Genomic DNA, 24,108 nt, shown 5'->3' with positions numbered 1-24,108 from the left:
GACGCCGCGCCGCCGTGCGGCAGGCTCGTGGGGGCGAACGCCGCCGGCGGCTTCGCATTACGGAGCGGCGAACCGGTCGATTTCGTTTCCGCAGGGCAGGCCACGCACGGCACGCTGCTCGTTTTCAGCGATGGACCTGTATTTCGCGCGTACTGGCAACCCGAAGGCAGCGAGGAGAAGTACGCACTGGCCAACGCGGGTCCAGACAGTGTGCGCCTCGTTTCAACGCCTCCGCAGGGCACACCGGCCCGTGGCGCTCAGCCCGGCGTTGCCACGCAGCCATTGCAAGTGCTTTCGTGTCCGAAGCTTTAATTCCGCCTTAATTCCGTTTTCGGTCCAGATCCCACCATGTGAACCGTCCTTTCGTATCGCGCCGCGAGCGACTAGTCTTTGACGATACCAAACTGACGAACGGTCCGGCCCGTGACTGGCGCACCGCGCCGCGCAGCCGGCCTCGAAGGAGACAGATATGGAGCTTGAAACCCGCACCATGGCGCGCGTGACGGCAAGGCTCGTGCCGTTCCTGATCGTTTGCTATTTCGTGGCGTATCTCGATCGGGTCAACGTCGGCTTTGCCGCACTGCAGATGAACAAGGCACTCGATCTTTCCGCGAGCGCGTTCGGCTTTGGCGCAGGGATCTTCTTCATCGCCTATTTCTTCTTCGAGGTGCCGTCGAACCTGCTGCTCGAACGTTTCGGCGCAAGACGCTGGATCGCGCGCATCATGTTCACGTGGGGCATTATCGCGGGTGCGATGGCGTTCATTCCGGACCTCGCCCGCATGACTGGCATGTCGAACGCGCACGTATTCTATGGATTGCGTATCTTTCTCGGCATTGCTGAAGCGGGTTTCTTCCCCGGCATCATCTTTCTGCTTACGCTCTGGTTTCCCGCCAAATACCGCGCGCGCGTGGTGGGCTATTTCATGGCTGCCATTCCTTTGTCGACGGTGATTGGCGGTCCGGTTTCCGGCGCGCTGCTTTCGCTGGACGGCAGAGGGGGGCTTGCGGGCTGGCAGTGGGTTTACCTGATCGAGGCGATACCTGCGCTCGTGCTCTCTGTGGCCGTGCTGTTCTATCTGACCGACAAACCCGCCGACGCCAGCTGGCTCGCCGACGACGAGCGCCGCTGGCTCGTCGATCGCCAGGCGCAGGAGCGCCGTCATCGGGAGAAGGTGCGCACGTTCAGCGTGCTGGAGGCGCTGATCAATCCGCGCGTGCTGGCGGTGGCGCTGATCTATTTCGGTGCGAATGCAACCAATTACGGTCTAAGCTTCTTCCTGCCGCAGATCGTCAAGGCGTTCGGGCTCACGAATTTGCAGACGGGCTTTGTCACTGCGCTGCCCTACGCGGTGGGCGTCGTTTCGATGGTGCTATGGGGTCGGCATTCCGACCGCCGCCTGGAACGCAAGCGTCACGTCGCATTTGCGCTGGCTGTCGCGGCCGCCGGTATTGCCGCTGCGGCAGGACTCGATAACCCGGTGCTCAAGATGCTGGCGCTTTCCATTGCGGGTTTCGGTATTTTCGGTTGCCTGCCGGTGATCTGGACGCTGCCGGCCGCGTTCCTTTCGGGCGCGGCAGCGGCCGGCGGCATTGCCGCCGTCAATTCGCTCGGCAATCTGGCGGGCTTTTTCGGCCCCTACGCGATGGGCTGGATCAAGGACAGCACGGGCGGCTTCGGCGCGGGCCTGCTATGTCTTGCGGGAGCCGGGCTCGTGGGCGCGGGCGCGGCGCTCGTCCTCCATCACGACCCGGCGCTCGAAACGCTCGACGATTCGCCGCAAACCGAAACGCACGGGGAGGGTGGTGTGGTGAGGCCGTGAGGGGTGCCTATGCACGCCATTCGCTCATTTCAGGCGCGCCATGACAAGCGTCGTGACTTTTCGATAAACGCGCCTGGCCTGTGCCCATGACAGCGCCAACTCGATGAGCCGCCCGCGTGCGTTGAGCACGACGATACGCGATTCGTGCTTTGTCTCGCGATCCGCCCAACGCACCTTGTAGTCGCCGTGTAGCGGCCGAAAGTCGAAATCGCGGCCATGGGCCTGGGCCCATTGCGCGATGTATTCGATCAGCAGGTTCCCCACCGAAAATACGCTGAACGCCTCGTCATAGGTGGTGATCAAATACTCGACGCTGCGCGCACCGACGAGATTGACCGATGCCGCCACTGGCTGCCCATTGACCTGCACACAGGCGACGAGCGGCAGGCTGGTCAGGTCGGTTCGCTTTGCAAGGTCGATGAAGAAATCGCGTACGCTGTCGTCCATCAAATAGGGCGATTCGATTCCACGCTTGAGCGCCCATTGGCGTTTGTTGGCGAATAGCCACCTCAACACGCGCTCGGTGTCCTCGGCGCTGTTGCACCACCCAAAACTGACTTCGCCTTCGCGCCGCAACCGCTTCGCGCTCGAACGCAGCGCGGCGCGCAGCGTCGAGTGCCGCGTTGCGAGGAAATCGTTCCATGTGGGCGCGGCGCGCAGGTTGATCGAATAGCCGGGCATCACGCGCCAGCGCGGCGGCAGCGCGCGCAGCACCCATGACTGCGGCGCGGCGTCGAGCGCAAGCTGCAGTGTGCTGCCGTTTTCCAGCATCGGAATGTGGAGCACGTCGGCGTGAATCCGCAAGACCGCCTGGACCGCCGCATCGTAAAGTTCTGCGCGCCGGGTGTCGGCGATCAGCGGGCCGCCGTATTCCTCGCCGCATCCGCAGCCCAGCGCCCGGGCCGTTCGCCACGCGCCTTTGCGCGTGATCGCAACGGGCCATAGCGCCAGCAGGTCGCGCGCGTCGTGCACCGTCGCGACTTCGACCTTCGCGCCGCTCTTCAGCGCCGCCGCGACGGCAGCCTCGCAGTAGGCGAAGCTCATGAAAGGCGAATACGCTTCGGCTCCGGATAAAAGCGCACGCCATTGGGGCTCGAATGCACGAAACGCATCGACGGTCGCGCACGTGCGCAACTCGTACCGGAAGGAAGCGGCCGGCGACGACTCGTATATCGCCACGACGGAGGTCGGCACTTGCGTCTCCTGAATGAATTCGTGGTGCTTGTGATTCAGCCTTCAAGGGAAGTGCTGAGGCGGTCTTTAGTCGTAATGCTGCGATTGCGCTCCGCGAATGTGTCAGGGCGCGCGCCGCACACGCTTTGCCAGACGACGACGTTCTCGTGGTCCTCAGGTCCGAAGCCGACTTCGTCGTGATCGTACGGAAATACGCCAGCGAACCAGCGCTGCAACTGACGGGAGCCGTCGAAGACTTCGCCGCACACGGGGTTATCGTAGACGATGAAGAGATGCTGGATGGTGCCGCTCGCGAGGCCCGCTTCGAGTTTCTCCAGCAACGACGCCATCAACTCGGGCCCGAATGGATTGAACAGAAAGACGACCACGTTGCCCGACGGCACCTTCAAATCGGCGACATTGGCGTGCAATGCACGAATGTGCGGCCGTTGCGGAAAGCGCCGCGCCATGACAACCGCGTTTGCGTTCGCCGTTCTCACGAGGTCCGCGCTGATGTCATAGCCCAGCGCCAAAGCGAACGGATATTCGGAGGCGACGATCAACGGCCGGCCTTTACCGCAACCGATGTCCATGAACGTATAGCCGGTGATATCGCCCAGGGTGTCGAGCGCGCGGCGGATGATGGTCGGCTGCGAGCCCATGTAAGGCCTGAGTTGGACGGCAAGATGAGCGTCGCGCTGCAGCGCGTTGGAATCGACCAGTCCGCTCGTGTCCGTGCCGTACTGGAGATCGATGGGGTGGCGCCGCAGGCAGCCGGAGTACACCGCGCGCAATACCGGAACGCGAATGCAGATGCGGCGTATCGGCGGCATGAACATCGCTCGCTGCACGCTATCGGGCAACCGGGCCACCGCATTCAGCAACGGTTGCTTCAGTGCGCGTCCGAGCGCGAATCGGGGGCCGCCGTGTGTTGTTGTTCGCATGGATCGATGCGCTGTGAACCTTCTGGAGAGGGGTTGCCGATCGCCATCATCGCGCGGTGCGTCGCCAGGTCGCCGCCATTCATCGGTTGTATTTCGACAAAAAGGCACGCATCCGTGGCTTACTAACGAGTGTCATGTGGCCGGGGTAGCGTGGTGACGAGAGAGCCAGATCGTCGTGGGTAGCGTGCCCTTTTTCCAGCCGTTCGGCGAAAGCGCTTTCATGCGACTGCCCTCAATACTCTCCCTGATGTTTCCGCCTTTCTTTCCGTGCCTTAATGAGCGTTCTCGCGTAATTCAGCGAGAGTGATGCTCCGGCTTCGCAAGGCGTCGGTGCAGGTGGGTCTCCAGGTTTTTGTCTACGCAATACTCAACCGGAAGAGGCGAGACGATGAACGCGCGAGTGGATGCTGAAGCGCGCCGTAAGCGGTATGCAATGCACCGCCTCGGCCTGGCAATGAAGCGGCTAATGAATGCCGAAGCAGAAACCGAAAAAATGATGGCGACGCGCTGGGTGAACGCCTGGAGCGCTTCCGTCGGCGAGCGGTGGTTCGCGGCAAGCCCGTATGGCAGGCTGAGTCAAGCGGCATTAATGCGTGCCCCAGTCAAGGGCGCGACAGGTTCCCGTAATGTGCCGAAATCGGGACGGCAATCGTCAATATGAAACAAAACGCATATTTAATTGACCAATCGGGCCGCGAACCGATATTGTCATAATTTAGACATTTCCGCGTGTACCTTGGCTCTTGCAGAATACGAAACTACCCATCCCCTGAGTGTCGAAGTGGATGGCGTGAACTACGCGGGTGCTTACCGCGTCATGGCCGGAAGCGTCATCGTCTACTTCGAAAACGAAATCAAGTTCGCGCAGTACGGCACGAATCGCCCCGAGATCATCGCCCGCTGGGTGTTGACGGACCTCTGTCGTAAAACCGATTCCCGCAGGCGCAAAGCAGGCAAGCGTTGATTCGTGCGTGCGTGTGGCGCAGGCATGCCGCCATGCAAACATTCAGTGCGCGTCCTTGCGCAGGGTGCGAAGGTCCTCCCGCACGCGCCGAGAGACGAGCACGGTCAGATAATCCATGACACGAGCGCCGTCACTGAACTCCGCCCACGTTTGCTCATACATCCTCGCGACGATTTCCAGCGGCGTTTGTGTTTCGGTCGCGAGCGCCTTCACGACCTCTTCGGCCGCTTCCTGTTTCATCAACGCCTCCTTGGCGCATAGGCGCCTGGCGTGAGAACACCCGTGAACAGACGTGGACGCTACTGCACGGTAACGGCTGTGGGTGTGACGTCGTCGCTTTTATCGCCGTGCCATTGCGCGCGGATTTTCGTCACGACGCCGGCAGGCAGCGGAATATAGTCCAGTGCCTGAGTCGTTGGCTCGCCGTGCGTGAGCGCCCAGTCGAAGAACTTCAGCGTTTCAGCGTTGCGCGCCGAGTGATCCGGCGTGGCCTGCAACAGCACGTAGGTCGCGCCCATCACGGGCCATGCGTCCTTGCCCGGCTGATTGGTCAGCACCTGAAAGAGCGAGCTTGACCAGTCCGCATTCGCGGCAGCTGCGCTGAATGTCTGGATGCCCGGCTCCACGACCACGCCCGCCGCGTTGATCATGGCCGTATAGGTCAGATGATTCTGCTTCGTGAAGTCCCAGGCGATATAGCCAATCGCCCCGGGCAGGTAGCCCACGAAGGTGGCGACACCTTCATTGCCCTTACCGCCTATCCCCAAGGGCCAGTGAACACTGGTGCCTTCGCCGACCTTGCGTTTCCATTCGGGGCTCACCTGCGAGAGATAGTGCGTCCAGATCAGCGTCGTGCCCGAACCATCCAGACGCCGCACGACAGCGATCGGCGTGTTGGGCATCTTGATCTTCGGATTGAGCCGTGCGATGGCCGGGTCGTCCCAGTACAGGATCTTGCCGAGAAAGATCTGGCTCAGCACCTCGCCGTTCAGCATCAACTGCCCGGCCTTGATGCCCGGAAGATTCACGACCGGAACCACGCCGCCGATCGCGGTGGGAAACTGCCGCAATCCTTCCTTGCTCAATTGCTCGCTCGTGAGCGGGGCGTCGGAGCCGGCGAAGTCGACCGCATGCGCGACGATCGCCTTGATGCCGTCCGTGGAGCCGGTGCCGCGGTAGATCACCTTGCCGCCGCCGGACTTTCGGTAGTCGGTGGCCCAGTGGGTGTAGAGGGGAGCAGCGAGCGTGCTGCCGCATCCGGTCACGTCTTCGGCGCGGGCCGTCAACGCGCAAACGCCGCAAACGAGCGCGACAATCAGTGGGCGCAATGGTCTCACGAGCCTCTCCCGTTATTCATGTTCTATGGGACGTCGCGGAGTCTGTTTGGTCCGCGTAGTGTCAATTACAGCCTGATGACAGGCAGGATTCAAATAGAATCCTGCTATCGTGCGGCGGTTTTCTGACGAAGCGTCGCGTGCGTGCACGAACGGATGATGAGGATCACAAACGAAATGGCCGGAGCGGAAACAGGCTGAGCCGTTCGATTTCCGCAGAGGAAAACGCGTGAACGAAGCCGCGTCGCTGCAACGAATCTTTCACAAAATTTCGCTAGGGTAAGCGGGATTGACCCCGAGTTCGTCTTGACAAAACGCTTGTAATTCCTTTCGGAGACGCTACAGATGGCCATCAATACCCTTCGCTCAGCCTTTTGCGGCGCTTGTTTTGCCGCACGTCCTTCACGTCTTGCTATTGCCGCTGCTTTGGTTTGTGCCAGTGCAGGCGCAGCCGCGCAAGACACGAACGCGTTTTTCGGTGGTTCGGGCCTGCTCGTCGTGAGCCGCAGTGTCTACGACAATGTGTCGAGCAACGTCACCCCCGGCATGACGCTGCCGCCCAATTGCAATAGCGCGCAGGCGAGCTGCCCCACGGGCGGCGCGCCCACTGACGGCACGTATCCGGCCGTCTGGAACAATGTGCTCTACGATCCGAGCTTTGGCATCACGGCGCGCATTTTCCTCGACACCATTACGCCGGGAGGCCAGGTCGTCCACACGCTGGAAGTGCCCAACAGTCTGCATCCGGGTCATGGCCACGACCAGCTCGTGACGAGCTTCAGCTCCAAGTCGGAACTCGGGCTCAACCTTTCGAGCGACGGCCGTTACCTGACGTTCATGGGCTACGTTGCGCCGGTCAACACGGTCGACGTATCGAACTCGAATACGCCGGGCGCGATCGATCCGACGAATCCGGACGGTCAGGCGTTCTATCGCGCGGTGGCGCGGCTCGATGCCGAGGGGCACCTCTCCTTTACGGAGACCAATGCATACAGCGGCAATAACGGCCGCGCCGCACTGCTCAACAACGGCAACGACAAAGGCGAAGGCAACGGTTTTTACTACACGGTGGGCAACGCAGGCAACGGTTCGAATCCGCAGCCGGCAGGCGTGATTCTTGGCGCGGGTGCGCAATTCATCGAAGCGACGCATCAGCATGAGGCGCAGCAAACGCCGGGCACGCCCACGCCGCTCGCGAGCTTCTCGGTCACGCAACTCGGTGCGAAGGCCGACAAGGTAGGCAAGGACGACAACTACCGCGGGCTCACCGTCTTCAACAACGTGGTGTACTTCACGAAGGGCAGCGGCAGCAACGGCGTGAACACGGTGTACTTCGTCGACACCACGGGCAAGGCGTGTCCCTCGGGCGGCGTAGGCGTGCCGGTGGCGGGCGCGAAACTGCCGTCCAACCCGCTTGCCTACGACGCTTCCACGTTGACGACCAGCGGCTTGCCGAGCAACGTATGCGTGCTCGCGGGCTTCCCGGCTACGCCGAACAAGACGGCAACGACGCTCGCGTACCCGTTCGGCCTGTGGTTCGCCGACGCGAATACGCTCTATTTGGCCGACGAGGGCGATGGCTATTCGGGTGGCACGGACCTGTACACGCACGCCGCGCAGCAGACCGGTGCGGGCCTGCAGAAGTGGGTGTACAACGCCGGAACGAAGTCGTGGAAGCTAGCGTACACGATCCAGAATGGCCTGAATCTCGGTACTTCGTACACCGTAGCAGGTTATCCGGTGGGCACGAACAGCGCGACCAACTTGCCGTGGTCGCCCACCACGGACGGGCTGCGTAACATCACCGGCCACGTCGAGCAGGATGGCACGGTCACGATCTGGGCAATCACCTCGACGGTGAGCGGCAACGGCGACCAGGGCGCGGACCCGAATCGCCTCGTCGCCGTGCGCGACGTGCTGCGCAACACCACGGCTTCGGGCGCTGCGAACGAGCGCTTCGTGACGCTGCGCAACGCGAGCTTCGGCGAAGTGCTGCGTGGGGTGTCGCTTGCGCCGGGCGGCCAGTTCGGCAAGTGGTTCTGATCGCTGCGTAGTCACGCGGGAACGGCCGGGCGCGTGTAGCGCCCGGCTTTTTTTGTCACTGCGGCGCGCGCGCTATTTGCTGTTGAATTTCGCAACGAGTGGGCCGAACACGTCGCGTAATGCGGTCGTGCCGAAGCGGCGCTCGCTGCGGCTCGCATCCACGTCGATGCGGCCGGTGTTGTAAACGTCGTAAAGATCGGTGATGAGCCGGCCGTGATTCTCGCTGAGTCCGGCTTTGAGAAGCATGGGTGTCCACGATTCGCGCGGAAGCGCAAGGGGCGTGATCGTGCGGCCGCTCGCAACGCTCAGTGCCGCCGCGATGTCGTTCACGCTGACCCTCTGCGGTCCTTCAATGCTCACGATTCTCGGCGTGCCAGACTGATGCGATTCGAGCAGCAACTCGGCGCTTGCCGCGCCAACGTCCTGTGCGGCGACCGTGGGAAGGCGGCGCTCCAAAGGCAGATGGAGGCTTGGCAGCGTACCGGTTGCGAGCGCGCCGGGAATGAGCGCCGCCCAGTTCTGCATATGTTCCGCCGAGCGCAGCAACACCAATTGCGTTGCAACGGGCTTCAGCCGCTTTTCCAGGTAGTGATATAACCGCGTGATGCCCGTATTCAACGGCAGTTCCGCGCCATAGTCGGAAATGGCGAGCAGCGTGGCGGGCGGGTTTTCGCGCAGGGCGTCGGTCGCGACGTCGATCATCGTGCGCATGGTTGTTTCGGGATCCATATCGCCGGACGGAACGGGGCATATCAGCTGAACGGCATGAGCGCCTTTGATCGCGGCCGCGACCGATTGCGGGTCGGTCAGAGCGGCGAGCACGATTTCGCAGCCCAGCTCCGCGAGACTTTCGCCCTGGCGAGCGTGACGCACCACGGCGCGCACGGGCTTGCCGGCGCGACGCAACGCGGCGGCGGTGACGCGGCCGGCTTTTCCCGATGCTCCAAAAATCACGAACATAATCGCTTTCTCCTGGTTTGCGTGGTCTGCGCCATCGTAGGCATACGAACGCCGCATGGCGCACAAGAACGGATGGTGCTGCGCAGAAACGGATGATCGAATACGTCCACCATTGCGTGGTGCGCGAGCATTGGCGTAATCCAGTAAACTGGCCGCAAACATCGCACGATTTCCCGCACGGCTTTTGCGTCGAAAAGGAATGCCATGAGCGCAGTGACTGCAGATTCGAACCGGCACGCTGGAACAAGCGTCAGCCTGCGTTCGAGCGCTGGATTGGGCTGGCAGGGCGGTGGTGCCGCATTGCTGCGTGTTAGTGCGGGGCAACATCGCTTTCCCGCGATGGCGTATCACCGCATCGGCATTCATGTCGGCACGCCGGTGCGTGCGCGATGCGCGTGCGACGGCCGCCGTCAATCGCGGCTCCAGGCGCACGGCGACGCGGATGTGGTGCCTGCCGGGGTCGAAGGCGAATGGACTGATGAGGCGGACTGCACGATTCTGCGCGTGTGGTTCGACGACCGCTTCGTGCGATCGATTGCGGAGCAAATGGAGAATCCGTGGGGTAAGCGCGAGATCCGGCCGCAACTTCAGTTGCGCGACCCGCGCATCAATTCGCTGGCGGCCGCGCTGCTGGCCGAGATCGATGCGGGAACGGCATGCGACCCGCTATTTGCCGAGAGCGTTTCCACTGCAATGGTCGTGCGGCTGCTGGGCGCAACGGATTCGCCGCTACGAGGCCGCACCGCAATGCTTGCAACCCACAAGGCGGCGCGCGTGACCGATTACATCGAGAGCCATCTCGATCAACGCCTCACGCTCGGCGAACTCGCTGCGCTCGTCGACCTGAGCGTGCCGCATTTCAAGGCCCTGTTTCGCGAAACGCTGGGTATGCCGGTGCATCAATATGTCGTGCGGCGGCGCGTCGAACGCGCGATGGCGCTGCTCATCGAAGGCAAACTTGGCCTGAGCCAGGTGGCGCTCGAAGCGGGGTTCGCGCATCAAAGCCATATGGCGCACTGGATGACGCGGCTTCTCGGGGTCACGCCGCGCGCGTTCGCGAAGGGTTCGTGAACGCGGCGAAATCGTGAGGCGTTGAATCGCCGCAGCTGCGCACGTTACCGGTTGACGTCTACCACGAGCCTCCCGCGCACATGCCCGGCGAGCAGATCGCTTGCGGCCGCAATGGCCTCGGCCAGGCCGATTTCTCGCGTAATCGTATCGAGCTGCTTCAGATCGAGCGTCTCTCCCAACGCGCGCCAGGCTTGCTGCCGCTGCGCAAACGGGCGCGTTACGCTATTGATGCCGAGGAGGCTCACGCCGCGCAAAATGAATGGCGCGACCGTTGCGGGAAGATCCATACCTTGTGCCAGGCCGCAAGCCGCCACCGCTCCATCCGCGCGCAGGCTCGCGCAGACATTTGCCAACGTGTGGCCGCCAACCGAATCGATCGCGGCAGCCCAGCGTTCTTTTTGCAGCGGGCGGCCCGGCTCCGATAACGAGGCGCGGTCGATGACTTCGACGGCGCCGAGCTGCTTCAGATACTCCGCCTCTTGCAGCCTGCCGGTCGACGCGATCACGCGATAGCCTCGGCGCGTGAGCAGCGCAATCGCGAAGCTGCCCACGCCTCCGCTCGCGCCCGTGACGAGCACGTCGCCGTGCGCGGGCGTGATGCCTTGCCGTTCCAGCGCGAGAATGCAGAGCATGGCCGTATAGCCGGCCGTGCCGACTGCCATCGTTTGCCGCGGCGTGAAGCCCGCCGGCAGCGGAATGAGCCAGTCGCCCTTGATGCGCGCCTTCTGCGCGAGTCCGCCCCAATGCTGTTCGCCAACGCCCCAACCGTTGAGCACGACCGCGTCGCCCACCGCGTAGGCAGGGTTCGCGCTTTGCACGACAGTCCCCGCGAAATCGATGCCCGGAACCATGGGAAAGTTGCGAACGACCGGGCCTTTTCCGGTGATCGCGAGACCGTCCTTGTAGTTCAGCGTGCTGTAGCCGACATCGACGAGCACGTCGCCTTCCGGCAGGCGCGCGTCGTCGAGTTCGGCAATGCGCGCATCATACGATCCGGATTCCTTATCAATCAGAATGGCTTTGAACATGATGGATCCTGCTCCTGAAACAGTGAACGGTTGGCGTTGCCGCGGCTCACGCGCGTGGCAACCCCGCGATGAAACCTCTGAAGAATGTATCGAGCGGAGCCGTGCTGCGCACGAGCCTCGCACGCAGCACGGCGCCTTCCCAGCCAATCCAGAAGAAAGCGGCGAGTGACGCAAGGTCGATTCGCCTGGCGAGCACGCCTTCGCGCTGGGCCTCGCGCAGGCACGCCACGATGCGCGCTTGCCAGCCCTGCAGAATGCGTTCGAGCGTTTCACGGAAGTCGTCGGGCAGGATGTCCACCTCTACGCCGAGGTTGCCGACGAGGCAACCGCGTGTGTAGCGGTGGCGCGCCATGCCTTTGCTGGCGTCGTCGACGAAGGCGCCAAGCCGTTCCAGGGCGGGGCGCGTGTCGTCCTGCAGCCAGCGGTCGAGCTTCGCGCAGAAGTACGCATCGTACGCGGTCATCAACTCGCGCCCGAATGCTTCCTTGCTGTCGAAATAGTGATAGAACGAGCCCTTGGGAATGTTCACCCGCTTGAGCACAGCATCCAGCCCGGTGGCCGCGAAGCTCTGTTCGGTCAGCATTTCCATGCCGGCGCGAATGAGCGATGCGCGTGTGTCGGCGTGCGCGCGCGGGTCTTTCGGCGGCCTGCCGCGGCGCGGTTTAGCGATGGTCGGTTCCATGTCGCCGATATTAGACCGATCGTCTATAAAATTCAAGCACGCGGTTGTGTCTGGGCCGCTAGTGGGCCAGCGCTTCCAGTTCGCCCCGTAGCACGCCCCACAACGTGCGCGCGGCCAACACGAGCAGCAACTTCGCCCGTTACCGTGACATAGGCCGAGAAGCCCACGGCAAACGGCGCGAGCAGAATGATGAGCGTCGGCTGCAGATTGTTGGCCATGGGCTCCTCGAACATGAGGCGCGCAAAAATGAGCGTGAAAAGCGGCACGGCGAAAAAGAGCCCCACGGCGAGTGAGAGCAGCAGGACGCCATTTACGCCCGTGATCTGGATGGCGCGCGTGGCGAGTGGAATGTCGATGAGCCCAACGACGGGCACGATCCACGTGGGCGTGGCGTGGGACGGATGCTGACGCTGACTGAGCCAGCGCATGATGACGAACCACGCAAACACGATCATGCCGATTGCGCCGACGATCCACACCGCGCGCGCGAACGGCACGCTCAAGTCGGCTAGCGGGATGGGCAGCAGAAGCAGGCTGATGAACAAGGTCCCGAAGAGATTGCCCGCAACGGGATGATTGAATTCGGCTTTCACGGCACTGGGGCCGGTGATCCGTTTCACGGCTAGCCGAAGCCGATCATCAAGAACGCCAGCATGGCGAGCGCGCCGATCAACTGGGCGATCCACAGCGGCATGCCGTACATGCGATGCGCGAGCCGCCATGCCGAAGAGCGTCCGGCAAGCCCCATGACCGAGCCGAACAGCGCTACGGGCAGGTAACCGAGTTGTCCGGCTTGCGCGGTCGCCTGCGGGCTGCCATACGAGGCCTGCGTATCGAGATCGCTCATGCGTGGCTCCTGGCCGCTTGAAAACACGCCGCTGGATGGTTCAAATGTCTGCAATGCGAATTGTTTGTGGCGATTTCACGCCACCCGCGATCATAGCGGCCTGATCGCGGTTGCGCGCTTACGCGAGTTCGCGCGCCTTGATCGTGTCGCTGGCGCGCACGAAATTGCCGGCGCCCAGATGATGGATCGTGTGCAGGTCCGCGTTGCTGCTGTCGAGTTCCCAGTGGCCATTACGGAAAGCGCGCGGGTCGGCCGCGGCGGCGATCACTTCGGCGAAGCACGTATCGTAGGCGTCTTCGGTATGCCGCTCGGGAATCAGGCGGCATTCCATCCACGCGGAGCAGCCTGCTTCGAGCAGGGGCAAGCCGAGCTTCGGGCCCGTAATGGCGGCGATATTGAAGCGCTCGAACTTGTCGGTCTCGCGGCCGCTTACGTTGCCCACGGCATAGGTCAAGTCGATTGCGGCGGCGCCCGGAATGATCACGCCGAACGTGCCGCTCGCGTTGATGAGTTCGCGCGTGAACGTGCGCTTGTCGATCACGATGGCGATGCGCGGCGGCGTGAATTCCACGGGCATCGACCACGCGGCCGCCATGACGTTGCGGCGCTTGCCGTCGCTGCTGGTGACGAGCACGGTGGGGCCGTGATTGATGAGGCGGCTCGCATGCTCGAGTGCCACGGGCGTAAAAGTCGACAGGGTTTGCATCGGGTGCTGGAGTCGCTATGAGTCGGAACCCGAGCGACTTTACCTCAGAAAGCCGAGGCTTGCGGTGCGATGGCATCACGCTGGCGGCAAATTCGCCTGCAGATAAATCGACATCGGCGTTTGCAACGGCAGGCTCGCGGCCGCGCCGCGATTGTAGTGGGCGAGGATCACCTCCGCGGCGCACACGGCTTCGACGAATGGGCTTTGGTCCAGCACAGCGTCCATCACGCCTTCGGCGAGCAGCGAGCGGCTGATCCCGGTGAGTTCGTGGCCAATCAGGACGGTTGCGTGCTCACGCTTGAGCGCCTTCAGCGCGCGTGCAATGCCTTCGTCGCCAACCGAAAGATTGTAGATGCCGCGTAATGCTGAGTACTTTTTGAAGGCGTCGCGACCTTTCGCCGGACATCCTCAAGGCGATTCAGGCAGGGCAGATCCAGTTCGCAATTGATCAGCAGCCCTATCTTCAGGGATACCTCTCGGTGGCGGCCATGGCGATCGCGGTGCGCGACAAGACCCATGACCCGGCCCATATCGTCGCCGCGCTCAAGGACGACAAGAAGGTCGCGGCGCGTCTCGCGAAGTACGACCTCAAGCCGGTTTATACCGGTTCGACGGTGAGTTCCGGCCCGAGCTTCGTCACGCGCGACAACCTTGCGCCCGTGCAGAAGTACGCGGGTTCGTACCGGTGAAAGCAGGGAACCAGAGAAAACGCATAGCCTCGCGCGGAGCACGGCAAATGAACATCGACATGAATGCGTGGTACCGGGTGGAAATCGACCGCAAGCGCCTCAAGGCATTCTCCACTCGCACCGACGCGCGGGGGCTGATTTAGGTGGGCGGTTTCCTCGCACTCGTCGTGGCGACCGGCGTGCTTGCGTGGTACTCGCTCGGCACGGCGTGGACGATTCCCGCCTTCCTGCTGTACGGCACGGTGTTCGCGTTCAGCGAGGCTGCCGCGCACGAGCTAGGGCACGGGACCGGCTTCAAGACGCGCTGGATGAACGAGACCGCTTACTGGATCATTTGCTTCATGTCGTGGCGCGAGCAGGTGTACAGCCGCTGGCTGCATGCACGGCACCACACTTTCACGCATCTGACTGCCGAACCTTATAAGGATCCCGAACTGGCGTTCAAGCGGCCGCTCAGCTACCTGAAGCTCGTGACGGACTTCGTGCGCATCTCGCACGGCATCCAGTTTCTCGGCGCGATCGTGCTGCACAGCTTCGGCATGGTCACGAAGGGCGCGAGGGAGGTGGTGCCGGAGGCCGAGTACCGCAAGATGTGCGCGAATTCACGCGTGCTGCTCGCGTGCTACGTGGCGGTGTTCGCCTGGGCGATCGTCGCGCATAGCTGGCTGCCGGTCCTGTTCCTGTTCGTTTCGCGCGCCTATGGCACCTGGTTGCACGAACTCTGCGCACTCACGCAGCACACGGGGCTCAAGGAGAATGTTCTCGATCACCGTGTGTCGAGCCGCACGGTGATGCTCAATCCCGTGGTGCGCTTTCTCTACTGGAACATGCACTATCACATCGAGCACCACATGTTTCCGAGCGTGCCGTTTCACGCGCTGCCCGGTTTTCATGACGCGGTGGCCTCGCAAATGCCGGAGTCTTATGCGGGACTGTGGCCTGCGTGGCGCGAGATTCTTGCGATCTTCGCGCGCCAGCAGCGCGATCCCGAGTATGTGGCCGTGCGCCAGCTGCCAGTGGGCAAGCGCGGCGATGCAGTGGCCTAGCCGCGCAGGCCGGTATACACGCGGCGGGGGATCAAATCAGGAAGCCTGAGCGCCGTTTGCGTTAGCGGCACGGCGGCCGAAAGCCTGGCGGACCCAGCTTTGCGCGTTCACCACCAGCAGGCCGAGCAGCACGAGCGCCGAGCCAAACAGGAACGCGGGCTCCACGCGCTCGTGCAGCAGCACGACGCCGAACGCCACGCCGAACAGCGGCGTCATGAACGACAGAATGCCGAGGCGCGCGGCCAGATAGCGGCGCAGCAGCCAGAACCACACGAGATAGCTCACGAACGAGACGAGCAGGGTCTGGAATGCGAGGGAGGCCAAGGCGAGCGGCGTGCCGTGAAAGTGCGCCTGGCCGGTCAGGAACGCGAACGGCACCAGCACGACGAAAGCGCCCGCCAGTTGATAGAAGAGCGTTTGCGTGGCGGGCGCCTCGCTCAGGCGGCTCGTCCGCACGACGACGGTGGTGAGCCCCCACGCCGCGCCTGCACAAAGACCCATGAAGTCCCCGAGCAACCACAACGGCGAGCCCGGTATGTCGGCGCCCAGCAGCGCGGGGCCGAGGAACGTGATGGCGATGCCCGTGAACGCGATGGCAATGCCGCCCCATTGGAACCGCGCAAGGCGTTCGTCGGGCAGGCGCACATGCAGGCCGATTGCCGCGAACATCGGCGCGGTGTAGAGAAACACGGCCATGTGCGAGGCGTTGGTCCAGCGCAGGCCCATGGCGACGAACACGAATTCGAGCGCGAACAGGCCGCCTGTGACGAGCCCGGCGCCGCGCGCCACGCCAGGCAGCCAGCGCTCGCGCGAAACGAGTTGGTTGAAGAGCCACACGAGTGCCGCCGCCACGCCCGAACGCAGCCCGATCTGCAGCATGGGCGGGATGTCCCCGGCCACCGCCTTGATCGCGACCTGTTGCAGCCCCCATGCGAGGCAGAGCGCCACCATGATGGCCACGGCCGTTGCGTCGACTTGCTTTCTCATTGCGGGCTCACTGATTTGAAGGATTCGGCTGAAGTTTGGTGGCAGTGGGCGTAGTATTGATGCGTCGGGATGCGCGCATATAGCGCAAAACTGACAATCGATAGCCCCAGACCGCCATGCCCAAAACACCTGACCGTGCTCGCCCGGCGCGCTACCTGCGCCTGCCGCCCTTCACCGACGTGCTGCCCACGCCGGTGTTCTTCCGCATGGAGCACATGCCTTCGCACGCCACGTATCCGCAGATGTGCCACCCGTGGGGCGAGTTCGTCTATGCGTTCAGCGGCACGACGGAGGTGAAGGCGGGGGACGAGCACTACATCACGCCGCCGCATCTCGGGCTCTGGATCGCGCCGGGCACCGAGCACGTGGGCTTCAACGAGCAGGAGACCGTGCATTGCTCGGTGTACATCAGCCGCGACCTGTGCACGCGCATGCCGGCAACGAGCTGTGCGGTGATGGTGTCTCCGCTCGTGCGTGCGATCCTCGAGCATCTGCGCGTGACGCCGGTGGAGGAAGAGGGCGAAGCGCAGCGCGCGCGTCTGTTGCGCGTGCTCGTGGATCAGCTTTCAACCTGCGCGACCACGGGCAGCTTCGTGCCGCATACCGACGACGCCGATCTCAACGCGATCCTCCAGGTGCTACGCCAGAATCCCGCCGACAATCGCTCGCTTGCAGAGCTTGCCGATGCGTTTCACATGAGCGAGCGCACGCTCATGCGCCGCGCGCAAAACGAGCTGGGCATGTCGTTGACGGAATGGCGCCAGCGTATCCGGCTCGTCAATGCGCTGCCGATGCTGCATGCAGGGCGCAGCGTCGAGGCCGTGGCGCTGGATTTGGGGTATGCCACGTCGTCGGCTTTCATCGCAATGTTCCGACGATTGACGGGCACGAGTCCGGGGCAGTTCGTGGCGCGCACGCGTTGCGCATAGTGCCGCGCGCAACGATTACGAAGCCTTACGAAACCCAACAAAACCCTAAAGATCCCCGTGCGCGCGCCGTTAGAGCAGGCATGAAAGCGCTACTCACCCAAACCGACGCACGCTTCATCCTGTCGATCGCCCTCGAGCTGGCCGAGAGCCAGGCCGCCGCGGCCGGGGTTCAGCTCGAATCGGCGGCAGGATCGGCGATTACCGACGACGTGATCGTCGCCACACTGTCGCAGTTCGCGCCAACCGTGACGATCGACGAGTTTTATGGCCTGCTGGACCGGCCGGAGGTGCTGCACTGAACGTCGGCGCGGCTGGCAAAAGGCAAGCAGGCGCTCAAGGCATGAGCACCCGCAGCTTCGTTGCATGCGCAACGAAGCGCAATAGACTGCTTAGAACTTCTGACGCAAGCCCACGCTCACAATGGCTTGCGACTGCGTGGCCGACGAGTGGCCGTTGCCCTTGTCGGACACCGAAGCGGTTGCCGCGACCGGATTGCCGGCGGCATCGAGCGTCATGCCCGATGCATGCTGGTAGCCCGCGAGCAGATACACCGTCGAGCGCGTCGAGAGATCATAGGTTGCGCCCACCGAAACGTTGTGGTACTGCGCGTCTTGATCCACGCCTTCCACGGCGCTGCCACGCGTATAGCTGTAGCCCGCGAACAGATGCGTGCGCGGCTGCACGTTCCACTGCGTGAAAATGCCCGCGATATTGAAGATCGCATTGCCCGAGAACAGCGAATTCGCGCCCGAGCGATATTGCACGTTGCTGTAGTTCACGCCGACCACGGCGGGACCGAAGTCCCACGTCGCGCCCGCCGCCACCACCTGCTGCGATTGCGCGCTCGCATAGCCATCGTTGATCGACGAGTTGAACGTGCCGTCGTACGTGCCTTGCCACTTGCCGTAGGTGGGATCGTCGAGGCCGGTCTTGCTGTTGTCCGACCGCTCATACCCCACGCCCATGCGCAGCGGGCCGTTTGCGTAGCCGGCGCCCACGCTCCAGGTGTTCTTGCGCTTCATGCTGCCTGGCTGGCCGCCGAAACCGTACAGCGCGCCGAACGTAAAACCCGCGTAGTTCGCGCTCGTGTACTTGATCGAGTTGTCCACGCGCGTGGTCTGGTCGAAGTCGTCGATGTCGCCCGGATGCGCGCCGAAGCCGCCGATGTAGTTCACGGGCGCGACCGGCCCGACGAAATCGTCGAGCGAGGTGTACTGGCGACCCATGGTGAGCGAGCCGTAGCGCTGGTCCGCGAGGCCCACGAAAGCCTGACGGCCGAACAGGCGTCCGCTCTGGCCCGAGGTGCCGTTCGTGATGTCGAAGCCGTCTTCGAGCAGGAAGATGGCCGCGAGTCCGTTGCCCAGATCTTCCTTGCCCTTGATGCCCCAGCGGCTGCCCGAGAGGTTGCCGGTGGAGAGACCCACGTTCGAATGGCCCGTGTAGGCGCCGGTGGTGCCGCTGCGCTCATTGCTGCGATACGTGATGCCGGCGTCGGCAATGCCATACAGCGTGACCGACCCTTGCGCCGATGCGATGCCGGCGAGCGATAACAGGACTGGTGCGGCGAGCAGGTGTTTTCTCATCATTTGTTGTTGCAACGTGCAGGGATCGCCTGGTGTGCAATTTCTGGTTGTGCGCGCACGCGCCTGCGGCCTCGCGAACGAGACGGCAGGCGTGAAACGCGGGGGAGGGAAAAGTGCGGCGCGGGGCGCGTTAGCGCTTGAGCGTTGCGCCGGGCGGCAGCGCCGGCGTGCTCACGGTGACGGTCTTGCGGGCCTTCGCGACGTCTTCGGCACTCACTGGCGTGCCAGCGTTGCCCCAGCTCGCTCGCACGAAGGTGGACACGTCGGCCACTTCCTGGTCGGACAGACGCCAGCCGAACGGCGGCATCGTGAACGACGAGGGCGCGGATTTCGTGCCTTCGAGCGCGCTGCCTGCGAGCAGCACGTGAATCAGCGAAGTGGGGTCCTTGCCCTGCACGACCGGGTTGCCGCCGAGCGCCGGGAACACGCGCGTGTAACCGCGTCCGTCGCTGCGGTGGCAGGCCATGCAGTTGTCGCGATAGACCGCTGCGCCGCGTGCGCTCGCGTCGCCGTTTTGCAGCTTGTTCGCGGCGGCGGGATCGTAGGCGTACGCGGTTTCCTTCGGGTCGCTGGAGGGCAGCGTCTTGAGGTAGCGCGCGACGGCGAGCAGGTCCGCGTCGTTCATGTGCTGCATGCTGTGCTGAACCACGTCGGTCATGCCGCCGAAGGCGGCAGTATGCAGATTGCGGCCCGACTTGAGGAACTGCACGATGTCGTCCTCGTTCCAGTTGCCCACGCCCGTGCGCGGGTTGCCGCGCAGGCTGGAGGGTACCCAGCCGTCGATCGGGCCGCCGCCTGCGAGGAAGTCGTCGCCCTCGAGGTCGGTAAGCGCGAGTTCCTGCATCGTGCGTGCGCGCGGCGTGTGGCACGCGCCGCAGTGGCCGAGGCCCTGCACGAGATAGGCGCCGCGCGCGACGATCGCATCGTTGTAATGCGAGCCGTCGAACGCCTGCACCTTCGGCGCGAACAGCATGCGCCAGGCGCCGAGCGGCCAGCGCATCGAGAGCGGCCAGGGAATGTCCACGGCGCGGTTCTGCGCCTGCACGGGCCCGACGCCTTTCATGAAATAGGCGTAAAGCGCCTTCATGTCGTCATCGGAGAGGCGTGCGTACGAGGGGTAGGGCATCGCGGGGTAAAGCGTTTCGCCATTCGGCCGTACGCCCTGGCGCACGGCTTTGGCGAAGTCCTCGTAGCTCCACTTGCCGATGCCCGTATTCGCGTCCGGCGTGATGTTGGTCGAGTAGATCGCGCCGATCGGCGTGTCGAACTTCAGGCCGCCCGCGAAGGGCTTGCCGCCCTGTGTGGTGTGGCAGGCAATGCAGTCGCCGGCGCGCGCGAGGTATTCGCCGTGCGCGACGAGCGCGGCGTTCGGCAGGTCAGCCGCGCATGCCGCTTGCGCCGTGAATGACGCGAGGGCCGCGAAGGCCGCGCCCGCAATCGTTGCGCGCGCAACGTTCGCGCGCAGAAAAAAAATATTCTTCTTCATGCGGCTCTTCACACGCTCACCAGGGGACCGGGGTTCTTCAGATACTGGTTGCGAATCGCTTTCGCGCTCCAGTAAGCGAGGGCGGCGACGAGGCCGGTCGGGTTGTAGCCGATCCCCTGCGGGAACGCGGAGGCACCCATCACGAACACGTTGGGCACATCCCAGCACTGCAGATAGCGGTTGATGACGCTGGTGTTCGGATCGGTGCCCATCACGGCCCCGCCGACAAGGTGAGTGGTCTGGTAGCGGCGCGAATCGAAGTGCGCGCCGAACTCGCGCGTGTAGACGTTGATGGCCTTCGGGCCCATCGCCTCGGCGATCTTTTGCATCTGGCCCGTCACGTACTGCGCCATCTTGATGTCGTTGTCCTTCCAGTCGAAGGTCATGCGCAGGAGCGGTTGGCCGTACGAGTCGCGATAGGTCGGATCGAGGTCGAGGTACACGTCGCGGTACGACATGTTGGAGCCGTGCGCGTCCATCGAAACGGTGTGTGCGTAGTGGTCCTTCACGGCCTTCTTCCACCCGGCGCCCCAGTCCGGCGTGCCCGCGGGCGTGGCGATGCCGCTAATCGGCTTCACGCCCGCCTGGTTCACCCAGAGCGGCGAGCCGCCCACGAAGCCGAGCGGCCCGTGGTCGAAGTTGTCGGCGTTGAAGTCGTCCACGGCCACGCCGTTGCCGCCCGCGCCGATGAACGGATTCGTCCACGTGTCCTTGTCGAAGAACGCCGTGATGGTCGAGAGGTTCTGGTACGCGAAGTTGCGGCCCACCACGCCCTTGCCCGAAACCGGGTCATAGGGCTTGCCGATGCCCGAGAGCAGCAGCAGGTGCACGTTGTGATACTGGAACGCCGAGACGATCACGAGGTCCGCGCTCTGGAACACTTCCTGGCCCGCCGGATCGATATAAGTCACGCCTGTGGCGCGCTTTTTGGTGTTGTCGAGTTCGACACGCAGCACGTGGCATTTCGAGCGCAGTTCGAAGTGCTTTTCCTGCTTGAGCGCGGGCAGGATGTTGAGGTTCGGCGAAGCCTTCGAGTACATGTAGCACGCGTAACCGCTGCAAAAGCCGCAGAAGTTGCACGGGCCCATCTGCACGCCATAGGGGTTCGTGTACGGCCCCGACGTGTTCGCCGAAGGCAGGCGGTAGGGGTGCAGCCCAATAGACTTCGCCGCGTCGGAGAAGCGCTGCGCCGAATACGTATTCAGTTGTGCGGGCAACGGGAAATTGTCGCTGCGCGCGGCTTCGAACACATTGCCGTCGCCGACTACGTTGCCCTTCACCTTGTACGCCTGGCCCGAAGTGCCGAACACCTTCTCCGCGAAGTCGAAGTGCGGCTCCAGTTCGTCGTAAGTGACGCCGTAGTCCTGGATCGTCATGCCTTCGGGGATGAACTTCTTGCCGTAGCGCTCTTCGTAGTGACTTTTCAGGCGCAGCTCTTCGGGCGTGATGCGGAAATGCACGCCCGACCAGTGCAGGCCCGCGCCGCCCACGCCTTCGCCGGGCAGAAACGCGGCGAGCTGGCGGTAGGGCAGGGCCGTGTCGTTCACGCCGTGGCGGATCGAGACGGTGGTCTTCGAAAGGTCGAGGAAGAGCTTCTTGCGGATGTTGTATGTGAGCTCGTCGATGGTGTTGGGGTACGCGCCGTCCGGGTAGGTGTCGCGATACTCACCACGCTCGAGCGCCACCACGGTGAGGCCCGCTTCGGTCAGTTCCTTCGAGAGGATCGCGCCGGTCCAGCCGAAGCCGACGACCACGGCATCGACGTGAGGTTTCCTGATCGCCATTTACGTACGCTCTCCGTTGATCGAGACCGGGCCGTACGGATAGGGCTTGCCGTTCTGGTTCACGAAATCCATGAAGTCGGCGCGCGCGCCGGGGAAGCCGATCATCTTCCACGCGGCCATGTTGCGGTTGCCGCCGTGGATCGGGTCGCAGAAGTAGCCTTCGCGCGTGTTCTGCAGCAACTGGCCGAAGAACACGGAGGCGGGCACGCCGTCCAGTTCGACCTTGCCCGCTTCGAGCGCGGTGAGCACGCTGTCGCGCGTGTTGGCGTCGAGTGCGTCGAAATCCTTGCCGTAGGCCTTCGCGCAGTACGCGTTCACGGCCTTGATGCCGAGCCGGTAGATGTCGCGCGGCACGAGCTTCAACTGGTAGCCGAGTTCGGGCACGCCTTGCTGGAACGGCCCCTGCATGTACCAGAGCGCGCCGTGCGCGTAGGGCGTGTCCATCTGCCGGTCGATGAATTCGGGCACGCCGGCTTCCAGCGCGCCGGGGCCTTCGGAATCGGCGGGAATCAGACGGTCGGTGGCGGCTTCGACAAAGGCCCACTCGCGCCCGTCGAAGAAGCGCGGCTTGTAGGCGACGGCCTGCCCGGCTTCGGGCCTGGCGTTGGGCGCAGAGGCGGCGCTGCCCGCCGCGGCGGTTTCGCTCGACGGCTGCTTGCCGCCCTCGCAGCCAGCCAGTGCGCTGGCCGGCACGAGCACCGCTGCCGTGCGTAGGAAGCCGCGGCGTGTCGTGAGAGGGGATTCAGACATTGTGGGATTCTGTATGAGTTTGGCGCGGTGTGGTTCGACCGTGTCCGCGTAGCCATTCTGCCCGCTGCGCGTGACATCCCGCGGCGGCGGCCACGGAACGAGGATAATAAATGGAACCGGTTCCACAATTGGAGCGCGATTCTACATTATTCCTTTACGGGGCCTGTACCGACCGCGCAGGGGCGGGCGGACCACGGTTGCCGTGTCCTCCGAACAAACCCTAACAAATGCAACAAGTTGTTTGACAACTACGGCGAGCCGATGCTACTGTGCCCGGTATTGACAACCCTCCATCCCAGCACGAGGCCTCATGAACGTGTCCCCGATTGTCGAGAGCGAATTCGCCTCGACTGTGATGGCAGTGCCGCCGCTCGCACGCCGCCCCGACTTCTCCCTCGACGTCGAACAGAACCGCAAGCTAATCCGCCATATGGAAGCGGGCGGTATCCGCACGCTGCTGTACGGCGGCAATGCGAACCTGTACCACGTCGCCGTGAGCGAATTCCGTGAGTTGCTTGACATGCTCGCCGACCTCACCGCGCCCGAAACGCGCGTGATTCCGGCCATCGGTCCCGACTACGGCAAGATGCTCGACCAGGCGCGCATCTTCGCGCAAACGCAGTACCAGACGGCCATGGTGCTGCCGCTCTCCGGCTTCACCACGCCCGCCGGCGTCGAAGCCGGTCTTGCGCGCATCGCCGACGCCGCTGGCATTCCGCTCACGCTCTATATCAAGAGTGAAGACTATGTCGACGTCGACACGCTCGTGCGCCTGATCGACCGCGGCACGCTCATCGCGGTCAAGTACGCCATCGTGCGCAAGGACCCGGCCAACGACCCGTATCTGCGCCGCCTGCTGCAAAGCGTGCCGGCCTCGAAGGTCGTCTCGGGCATGGGCGAGCGTCCGGCGCTGGTTCACGTGCGCGACTTCGGTCTGGCCGCCTGGACCACGGGCTCGGGCTGTATCGCTTCGAACGCCATCATGGCGCTCCTGAAGGCCGCGAAGGAAGGCCGTGCGGAAGAAGCACAACGCCTCTTCGATGCCTTCATGCCGCTCGAAACGCTGCGTGACAACATCTCGCTCATCCGCGTGCTGCATGACGCCGTGACGCTCTCGGGTATTGCCGACATGGGCCCGATCCTGCCGCTGCTCTCGCAGTCGCCCGCTGAGGCACTGCCGGCGATCGGCGACGCGGCCAAGGCGCTGCTCGCGTTCGAGCAGAAGCTGGTCGCTTCGGCCCAGACCGCCCACGCGTAAGCGGCAAAATGCAATTGAACGG

The 24,108-nt window shown here is 63.7% G+C and carries 27 protein-coding genes; 12 read left to right on the top strand and 15 right to left on the bottom strand.

Annotated features, from left to right (window positions below; translation table 11 throughout):
- Together M3I54_RS24105 and M3I54_RS24100 are read left to right on the top strand one after the other, a co-directional pair.
- The coding region (locus M3I54_RS24105; RefSeq protein ID WP_302059107.1) for a hypothetical protein at positions 1 to 312 on the top strand (312 nt) is incomplete at its 5' end.
- Between the two features lie 157 nt (positions 313 to 469).
- Complete coding sequence (locus M3I54_RS24100) at positions 470 to 1,822, top strand: MFS transporter (protein WP_254340539.1); 1,353 nt, start codon at positions 470 to 472, stop codon at positions 1,820 to 1,822.
- Between the two features lie 24 nt (positions 1,823 to 1,846).
- Here the strand turns inward: M3I54_RS24100 and M3I54_RS45170 are convergent, their stop codons facing one another.
- Both M3I54_RS45170 and M3I54_RS24090 read right to left on the bottom strand, forming a co-directional pair.
- Positions 1,847 to 3,016: a GNAT family N-acetyltransferase gene (locus tag M3I54_RS45170; protein WP_254340537.1), complete on the bottom strand. Its 1,170-nt coding sequence runs from the start codon at positions 3,014 to 3,016 to the stop codon at positions 1,847 to 1,849.
- A gap of 35 nt (positions 3,017 to 3,051) precedes the next feature.
- Positions 3,052 to 3,939 carry a class I SAM-dependent methyltransferase gene (locus tag M3I54_RS24090; RefSeq protein WP_254340535.1) on the bottom strand — a complete coding sequence of 296 codons (888 nt, stop codon included), beginning with the start codon at positions 3,937 to 3,939 and terminating at the stop codon, positions 3,052 to 3,054.
- Positions 3,940 to 4,327: 388 nt separating this feature from the next.
- Here M3I54_RS24090 and M3I54_RS24085 point away from each other — a divergent pair, with 388 nt between their 5' ends.
- Together M3I54_RS24085 and M3I54_RS24080 are read left to right on the top strand one after the other, a co-directional pair.
- Positions 4,328 to 4,600 carry a hypothetical protein gene (locus M3I54_RS24085; protein WP_254340533.1) on the top strand — a complete coding sequence of 91 codons (273 nt, stop codon included), beginning with the start codon at positions 4,328 to 4,330 and terminating at the stop codon, positions 4,598 to 4,600.
- A 75-nt stretch (positions 4,601 to 4,675) separates the two neighbouring features.
- Positions 4,676 to 4,903 (top strand): hypothetical protein, encoded by a 228-nt coding sequence (locus tag M3I54_RS24080; RefSeq protein ID WP_254340531.1) that lies wholly within the window; start codon positions 4,676 to 4,678, stop codon positions 4,901 to 4,903.
- Between the two features lie 42 nt (positions 4,904 to 4,945).
- On the opposite strand, the gene M3I54_RS24075 is transcribed toward M3I54_RS24080, so the two are convergent.
- Together M3I54_RS24075 and pstS are read right to left on the bottom strand one after the other, a co-directional pair.
- Positions 4,946 to 5,143 (bottom strand): DUF3562 domain-containing protein, encoded by a 198-nt coding sequence (locus M3I54_RS24075; RefSeq protein ID WP_254340529.1) that lies wholly within the window; start codon positions 5,141 to 5,143, stop codon positions 4,946 to 4,948.
- A 59-nt stretch (positions 5,144 to 5,202) separates the two neighbouring features.
- On the bottom strand, positions 5,203 to 6,240 hold the full coding sequence (pstS, locus tag M3I54_RS24070; RefSeq protein ID WP_254340528.1) for a phosphate ABC transporter substrate-binding protein PstS: 1,038 nt from the start codon (positions 6,238 to 6,240) through the stop codon (positions 5,203 to 5,205).
- A 342-nt stretch (positions 6,241 to 6,582) separates the two neighbouring features.
- Here pstS and M3I54_RS24065 point away from each other — a divergent pair, with 342 nt between their 5' ends.
- A complete protein-coding gene (locus M3I54_RS24065; protein ID WP_254340527.1) occupies positions 6,583 to 8,280 on the top strand; it encodes a hypothetical protein in 1,698 nt (565 codons plus the stop codon).
- Between the two features lie 72 nt (positions 8,281 to 8,352).
- On the opposite strand, the gene M3I54_RS24060 is transcribed toward M3I54_RS24065, so the two are convergent.
- The gene (locus M3I54_RS24060; RefSeq protein WP_254340522.1) at positions 8,353 to 9,240 is read right to left on the bottom strand and encodes an NAD(P)H-binding protein; all 888 of its coding nucleotides are present in this window, start codon (positions 9,238 to 9,240) and stop codon (positions 8,353 to 8,355) included.
- 204 nt (positions 9,241 to 9,444) lie between these two features.
- Between M3I54_RS24060 and M3I54_RS24055 the strand changes: the two genes are divergently transcribed.
- Positions 9,445 to 10,311: a helix-turn-helix domain-containing protein gene (locus M3I54_RS24055; RefSeq protein ID WP_254340520.1), complete on the top strand. Its 867-nt coding sequence runs from the start codon at positions 9,445 to 9,447 to the stop codon at positions 10,309 to 10,311.
- 44 nt (positions 10,312 to 10,355) lie between these two features.
- On the opposite strand, the gene M3I54_RS24050 is transcribed toward M3I54_RS24055, so the two are convergent.
- The 5 genes from M3I54_RS24050 to M3I54_RS24030 form a co-directional block, all read right to left on the bottom strand.
- Positions 10,356 to 11,339, bottom strand: a complete 984-nt coding sequence (locus M3I54_RS24050; RefSeq protein ID WP_254340518.1) for an MDR family oxidoreductase — start codon at positions 11,337 to 11,339, stop codon at positions 10,356 to 10,358.
- 46 nt (positions 11,340 to 11,385) lie between these two features.
- Positions 11,386 to 12,021, bottom strand: coding sequence for a TetR/AcrR family transcriptional regulator (locus tag M3I54_RS24045; protein ID WP_254340516.1), 636 nt, complete (start codon positions 12,019 to 12,021; stop codon positions 11,386 to 11,388).
- A gap of 32 nt (positions 12,022 to 12,053) precedes the next feature.
- A complete protein-coding gene (locus M3I54_RS24040; protein WP_254340514.1) occupies positions 12,054 to 12,641 on the bottom strand; it encodes a hypothetical protein in 588 nt (195 codons plus the stop codon).
- A gap of 2 nt (positions 12,642 to 12,643) precedes the next feature.
- Positions 12,644 to 12,868, bottom strand: a complete 225-nt coding sequence (locus M3I54_RS24035; protein ID WP_254340512.1) for a hypothetical protein — start codon at positions 12,866 to 12,868, stop codon at positions 12,644 to 12,646.
- A gap of 118 nt (positions 12,869 to 12,986) precedes the next feature.
- Positions 12,987 to 13,565, bottom strand: coding sequence for a flavin reductase family protein (locus M3I54_RS24030; protein WP_254340559.1), 579 nt, complete (start codon positions 13,563 to 13,565; stop codon positions 12,987 to 12,989).
- 78 nt (positions 13,566 to 13,643) lie between these two features.
- On the opposite strand from M3I54_RS24030, the gene M3I54_RS24025 reads away from it, so the two are divergent.
- The 3 genes from M3I54_RS24025 (at position 13,644) to M3I54_RS24015 (ending at position 15,309) form a co-directional block, all read left to right on the top strand.
- Positions 13,644 to 13,937, top strand: a complete 294-nt coding sequence (locus tag M3I54_RS24025) for a hypothetical protein (protein WP_254340510.1) — start codon at positions 13,644 to 13,646, stop codon at positions 13,935 to 13,937.
- Between the two features lie 125 nt (positions 13,938 to 14,062).
- Positions 14,063 to 14,263 carry a hypothetical protein gene (locus M3I54_RS24020; RefSeq protein WP_254340508.1) on the top strand — a complete coding sequence of 67 codons (201 nt, stop codon included), beginning with the start codon at positions 14,063 to 14,065 and terminating at the stop codon, positions 14,261 to 14,263.
- A 143-nt stretch (positions 14,264 to 14,406) separates the two neighbouring features.
- Positions 14,407 to 15,309, top strand: a complete 903-nt coding sequence (locus tag M3I54_RS24015; RefSeq protein WP_254340506.1) for a fatty acid desaturase — start codon at positions 14,407 to 14,409, stop codon at positions 15,307 to 15,309.
- A gap of 36 nt (positions 15,310 to 15,345) precedes the next feature.
- Here the strand turns inward: M3I54_RS24015 and M3I54_RS24010 are convergent, their stop codons facing one another.
- A complete protein-coding gene (locus M3I54_RS24010; RefSeq protein WP_254340504.1) occupies positions 15,346 to 16,296 on the bottom strand; it encodes a DMT family transporter in 951 nt (316 codons plus the stop codon).
- A gap of 116 nt (positions 16,297 to 16,412) precedes the next feature.
- On the opposite strand from M3I54_RS24010, the gene M3I54_RS24005 reads away from it, so the two are divergent.
- A complete protein-coding gene (locus M3I54_RS24005) occupies positions 16,413 to 17,225 on the top strand; it encodes a helix-turn-helix domain-containing protein (RefSeq protein WP_254340502.1) in 813 nt (270 codons plus the stop codon).
- Between the two features lie 80 nt (positions 17,226 to 17,305).
- Positions 17,306 to 17,524 (top strand): hypothetical protein, encoded by a 219-nt coding sequence (locus M3I54_RS24000; protein WP_028207581.1) that lies wholly within the window; start codon positions 17,306 to 17,308, stop codon positions 17,522 to 17,524.
- A 90-nt stretch (positions 17,525 to 17,614) separates the two neighbouring features.
- On the opposite strand, the gene M3I54_RS23995 is transcribed toward M3I54_RS24000, so the two are convergent.
- The 4 genes from M3I54_RS23995 to M3I54_RS23980 all read right to left on the bottom strand — a co-directional run bounded on the left by M3I54_RS23995 (position 17,615) and on the right by M3I54_RS23980 (position 22,828).
- Entirely contained in the window at positions 17,615 to 18,808 is a 1,194-nt protein-coding gene (locus tag M3I54_RS23995; protein ID WP_254340557.1) for a porin, read from the bottom strand.
- A 130-nt stretch (positions 18,809 to 18,938) separates the two neighbouring features.
- The gene (locus M3I54_RS23990; RefSeq protein ID WP_254340500.1) at positions 18,939 to 20,294 is read right to left on the bottom strand and encodes a cytochrome c; all 1,356 of its coding nucleotides are present in this window, start codon (positions 20,292 to 20,294) and stop codon (positions 18,939 to 18,941) included.
- An 8-nt stretch (positions 20,295 to 20,302) separates the two neighbouring features.
- Complete coding sequence (locus M3I54_RS23985; RefSeq protein WP_254340498.1) at positions 20,303 to 22,078, bottom strand: GMC family oxidoreductase; 1,776 nt, start codon at positions 22,076 to 22,078, stop codon at positions 20,303 to 20,305.
- The gene (locus M3I54_RS23980; RefSeq protein ID WP_254340496.1) at positions 22,079 to 22,828 is read right to left on the bottom strand and encodes a gluconate 2-dehydrogenase subunit 3 family protein; all 750 of its coding nucleotides are present in this window, start codon (positions 22,826 to 22,828) and stop codon (positions 22,079 to 22,081) included.
- Between the two features lie 310 nt (positions 22,829 to 23,138).
- Here M3I54_RS23980 and M3I54_RS23975 point away from each other — a divergent pair, with 310 nt between their 5' ends.
- Positions 23,139 to 24,086, top strand: coding sequence for a dihydrodipicolinate synthase family protein (locus tag M3I54_RS23975; protein WP_254340495.1), 948 nt, complete (start codon positions 23,139 to 23,141; stop codon positions 24,084 to 24,086).
- The last annotated feature ends 22 nt before the right edge of the window (positions 24,087 to 24,108 follow it).

Origin of the sequence: Paraburkholderia sp. CNPSo 3274, from assembly GCF_024206475.1 — a bacterium.
In the GTDB taxonomy this organism is placed as follows: Bacteria; Pseudomonadota; Gammaproteobacteria; order Burkholderiales; family Burkholderiaceae; genus Paraburkholderia.
The sequence above is the reverse complement of the archived record's forward strand: the minus strand, read 5'-3'. Positions and strand labels throughout refer to the sequence as shown.

What these genes read in the sequence shown, in the direction of transcription:
- M3I54_RS24100 (WP_254340539.1), top strand. Translation starts at nt 470, where the DNA reads ATGGAGCTTGAAACCCGCACCATGGCGCGCGTGACGGCAAGGCTCGTG.
- M3I54_RS24090 (WP_254340535.1), bottom strand. Translation starts at nt 3,939, where the DNA reads ATGCGAACAACAACACACGGCGGCCCCCGATTCGCGCTCGGACGCGCA.
- M3I54_RS24085 (WP_254340533.1), top strand. Translation starts at nt 4,328, where the DNA reads ATGAACGCGCGAGTGGATGCTGAAGCGCGCCGTAAGCGGTATGCAATG.
- M3I54_RS24075 (WP_254340529.1), bottom strand. Translation starts at nt 5,143, where the DNA reads ATGAAACAGGAAGCGGCCGAAGAGGTCGTGAAGGCGCTCGCGACCGAA.
- M3I54_RS24065 (WP_254340527.1), top strand. Translation starts at nt 6,583, where the DNA reads ATGGCCATCAATACCCTTCGCTCAGCCTTTTGCGGCGCTTGTTTTGCC.
- M3I54_RS24060 (WP_254340522.1), bottom strand. Translation starts at nt 9,240, where the DNA reads ATGTTCGTGATTTTTGGAGCATCGGGAAAAGCCGGCCGCGTCACCGCC.
- M3I54_RS24055 (WP_254340520.1), top strand. Translation starts at nt 9,445, where the DNA reads ATGAGCGCAGTGACTGCAGATTCGAACCGGCACGCTGGAACAAGCGTC.
- M3I54_RS24050 (WP_254340518.1), bottom strand. Translation starts at nt 11,339, where the DNA reads ATGTTCAAAGCCATTCTGATTGATAAGGAATCCGGATCGTATGATGCG.
- M3I54_RS24045 (WP_254340516.1), bottom strand. Translation starts at nt 12,021, where the DNA reads ATGGAACCGACCATCGCTAAACCGCGCCGCGGCAGGCCGCCGAAAGAC.
- M3I54_RS24035 (WP_254340512.1), bottom strand. Translation starts at nt 12,868, where the DNA reads ATGAGCGATCTCGATACGCAGGCCTCGTATGGCAGCCCGCAGGCGACC.
- M3I54_RS24025 (WP_254340510.1), top strand. Translation starts at nt 13,644, where the DNA reads ATGGCATCACGCTGGCGGCAAATTCGCCTGCAGATAAATCGACATCGG.
- M3I54_RS24020 (WP_254340508.1), top strand. Translation starts at nt 14,063, where the DNA reads ATGGCGATCGCGGTGCGCGACAAGACCCATGACCCGGCCCATATCGTC.
- M3I54_RS24010 (WP_254340504.1), bottom strand. Translation starts at nt 16,296, where the DNA reads ATGAGAAAGCAAGTCGACGCAACGGCCGTGGCCATCATGGTGGCGCTC.
- M3I54_RS24005 (WP_254340502.1), top strand. Translation starts at nt 16,413, where the DNA reads ATGCCCAAAACACCTGACCGTGCTCGCCCGGCGCGCTACCTGCGCCTG.
- M3I54_RS24000 (WP_028207581.1), top strand. Translation starts at nt 17,306, where the DNA reads ATGAAAGCGCTACTCACCCAAACCGACGCACGCTTCATCCTGTCGATC.
- M3I54_RS23995 (WP_254340557.1), bottom strand. Translation starts at nt 18,808, where the DNA reads ATGAGAAAACACCTGCTCGCCGCACCAGTCCTGTTATCGCTCGCCGGC.
- M3I54_RS23990 (WP_254340500.1), bottom strand. Translation starts at nt 20,294, where the DNA reads ATGAAGAAGAATATTTTTTTTCTGCGCGCGAACGTTGCGCGCGCAACG.
- M3I54_RS23985 (WP_254340498.1), bottom strand. Translation starts at nt 22,078, where the DNA reads ATGGCGATCAGGAAACCTCACGTCGATGCCGTGGTCGTCGGCTTCGGC.
- M3I54_RS23980 (WP_254340496.1), bottom strand. Translation starts at nt 22,828, where the DNA reads ATGTCTGAATCCCCTCTCACGACACGCCGCGGCTTCCTACGCACGGCA.
- M3I54_RS23975 (WP_254340495.1), top strand. Translation starts at nt 23,139, where the DNA reads ATGAACGTGTCCCCGATTGTCGAGAGCGAATTCGCCTCGACTGTGATG.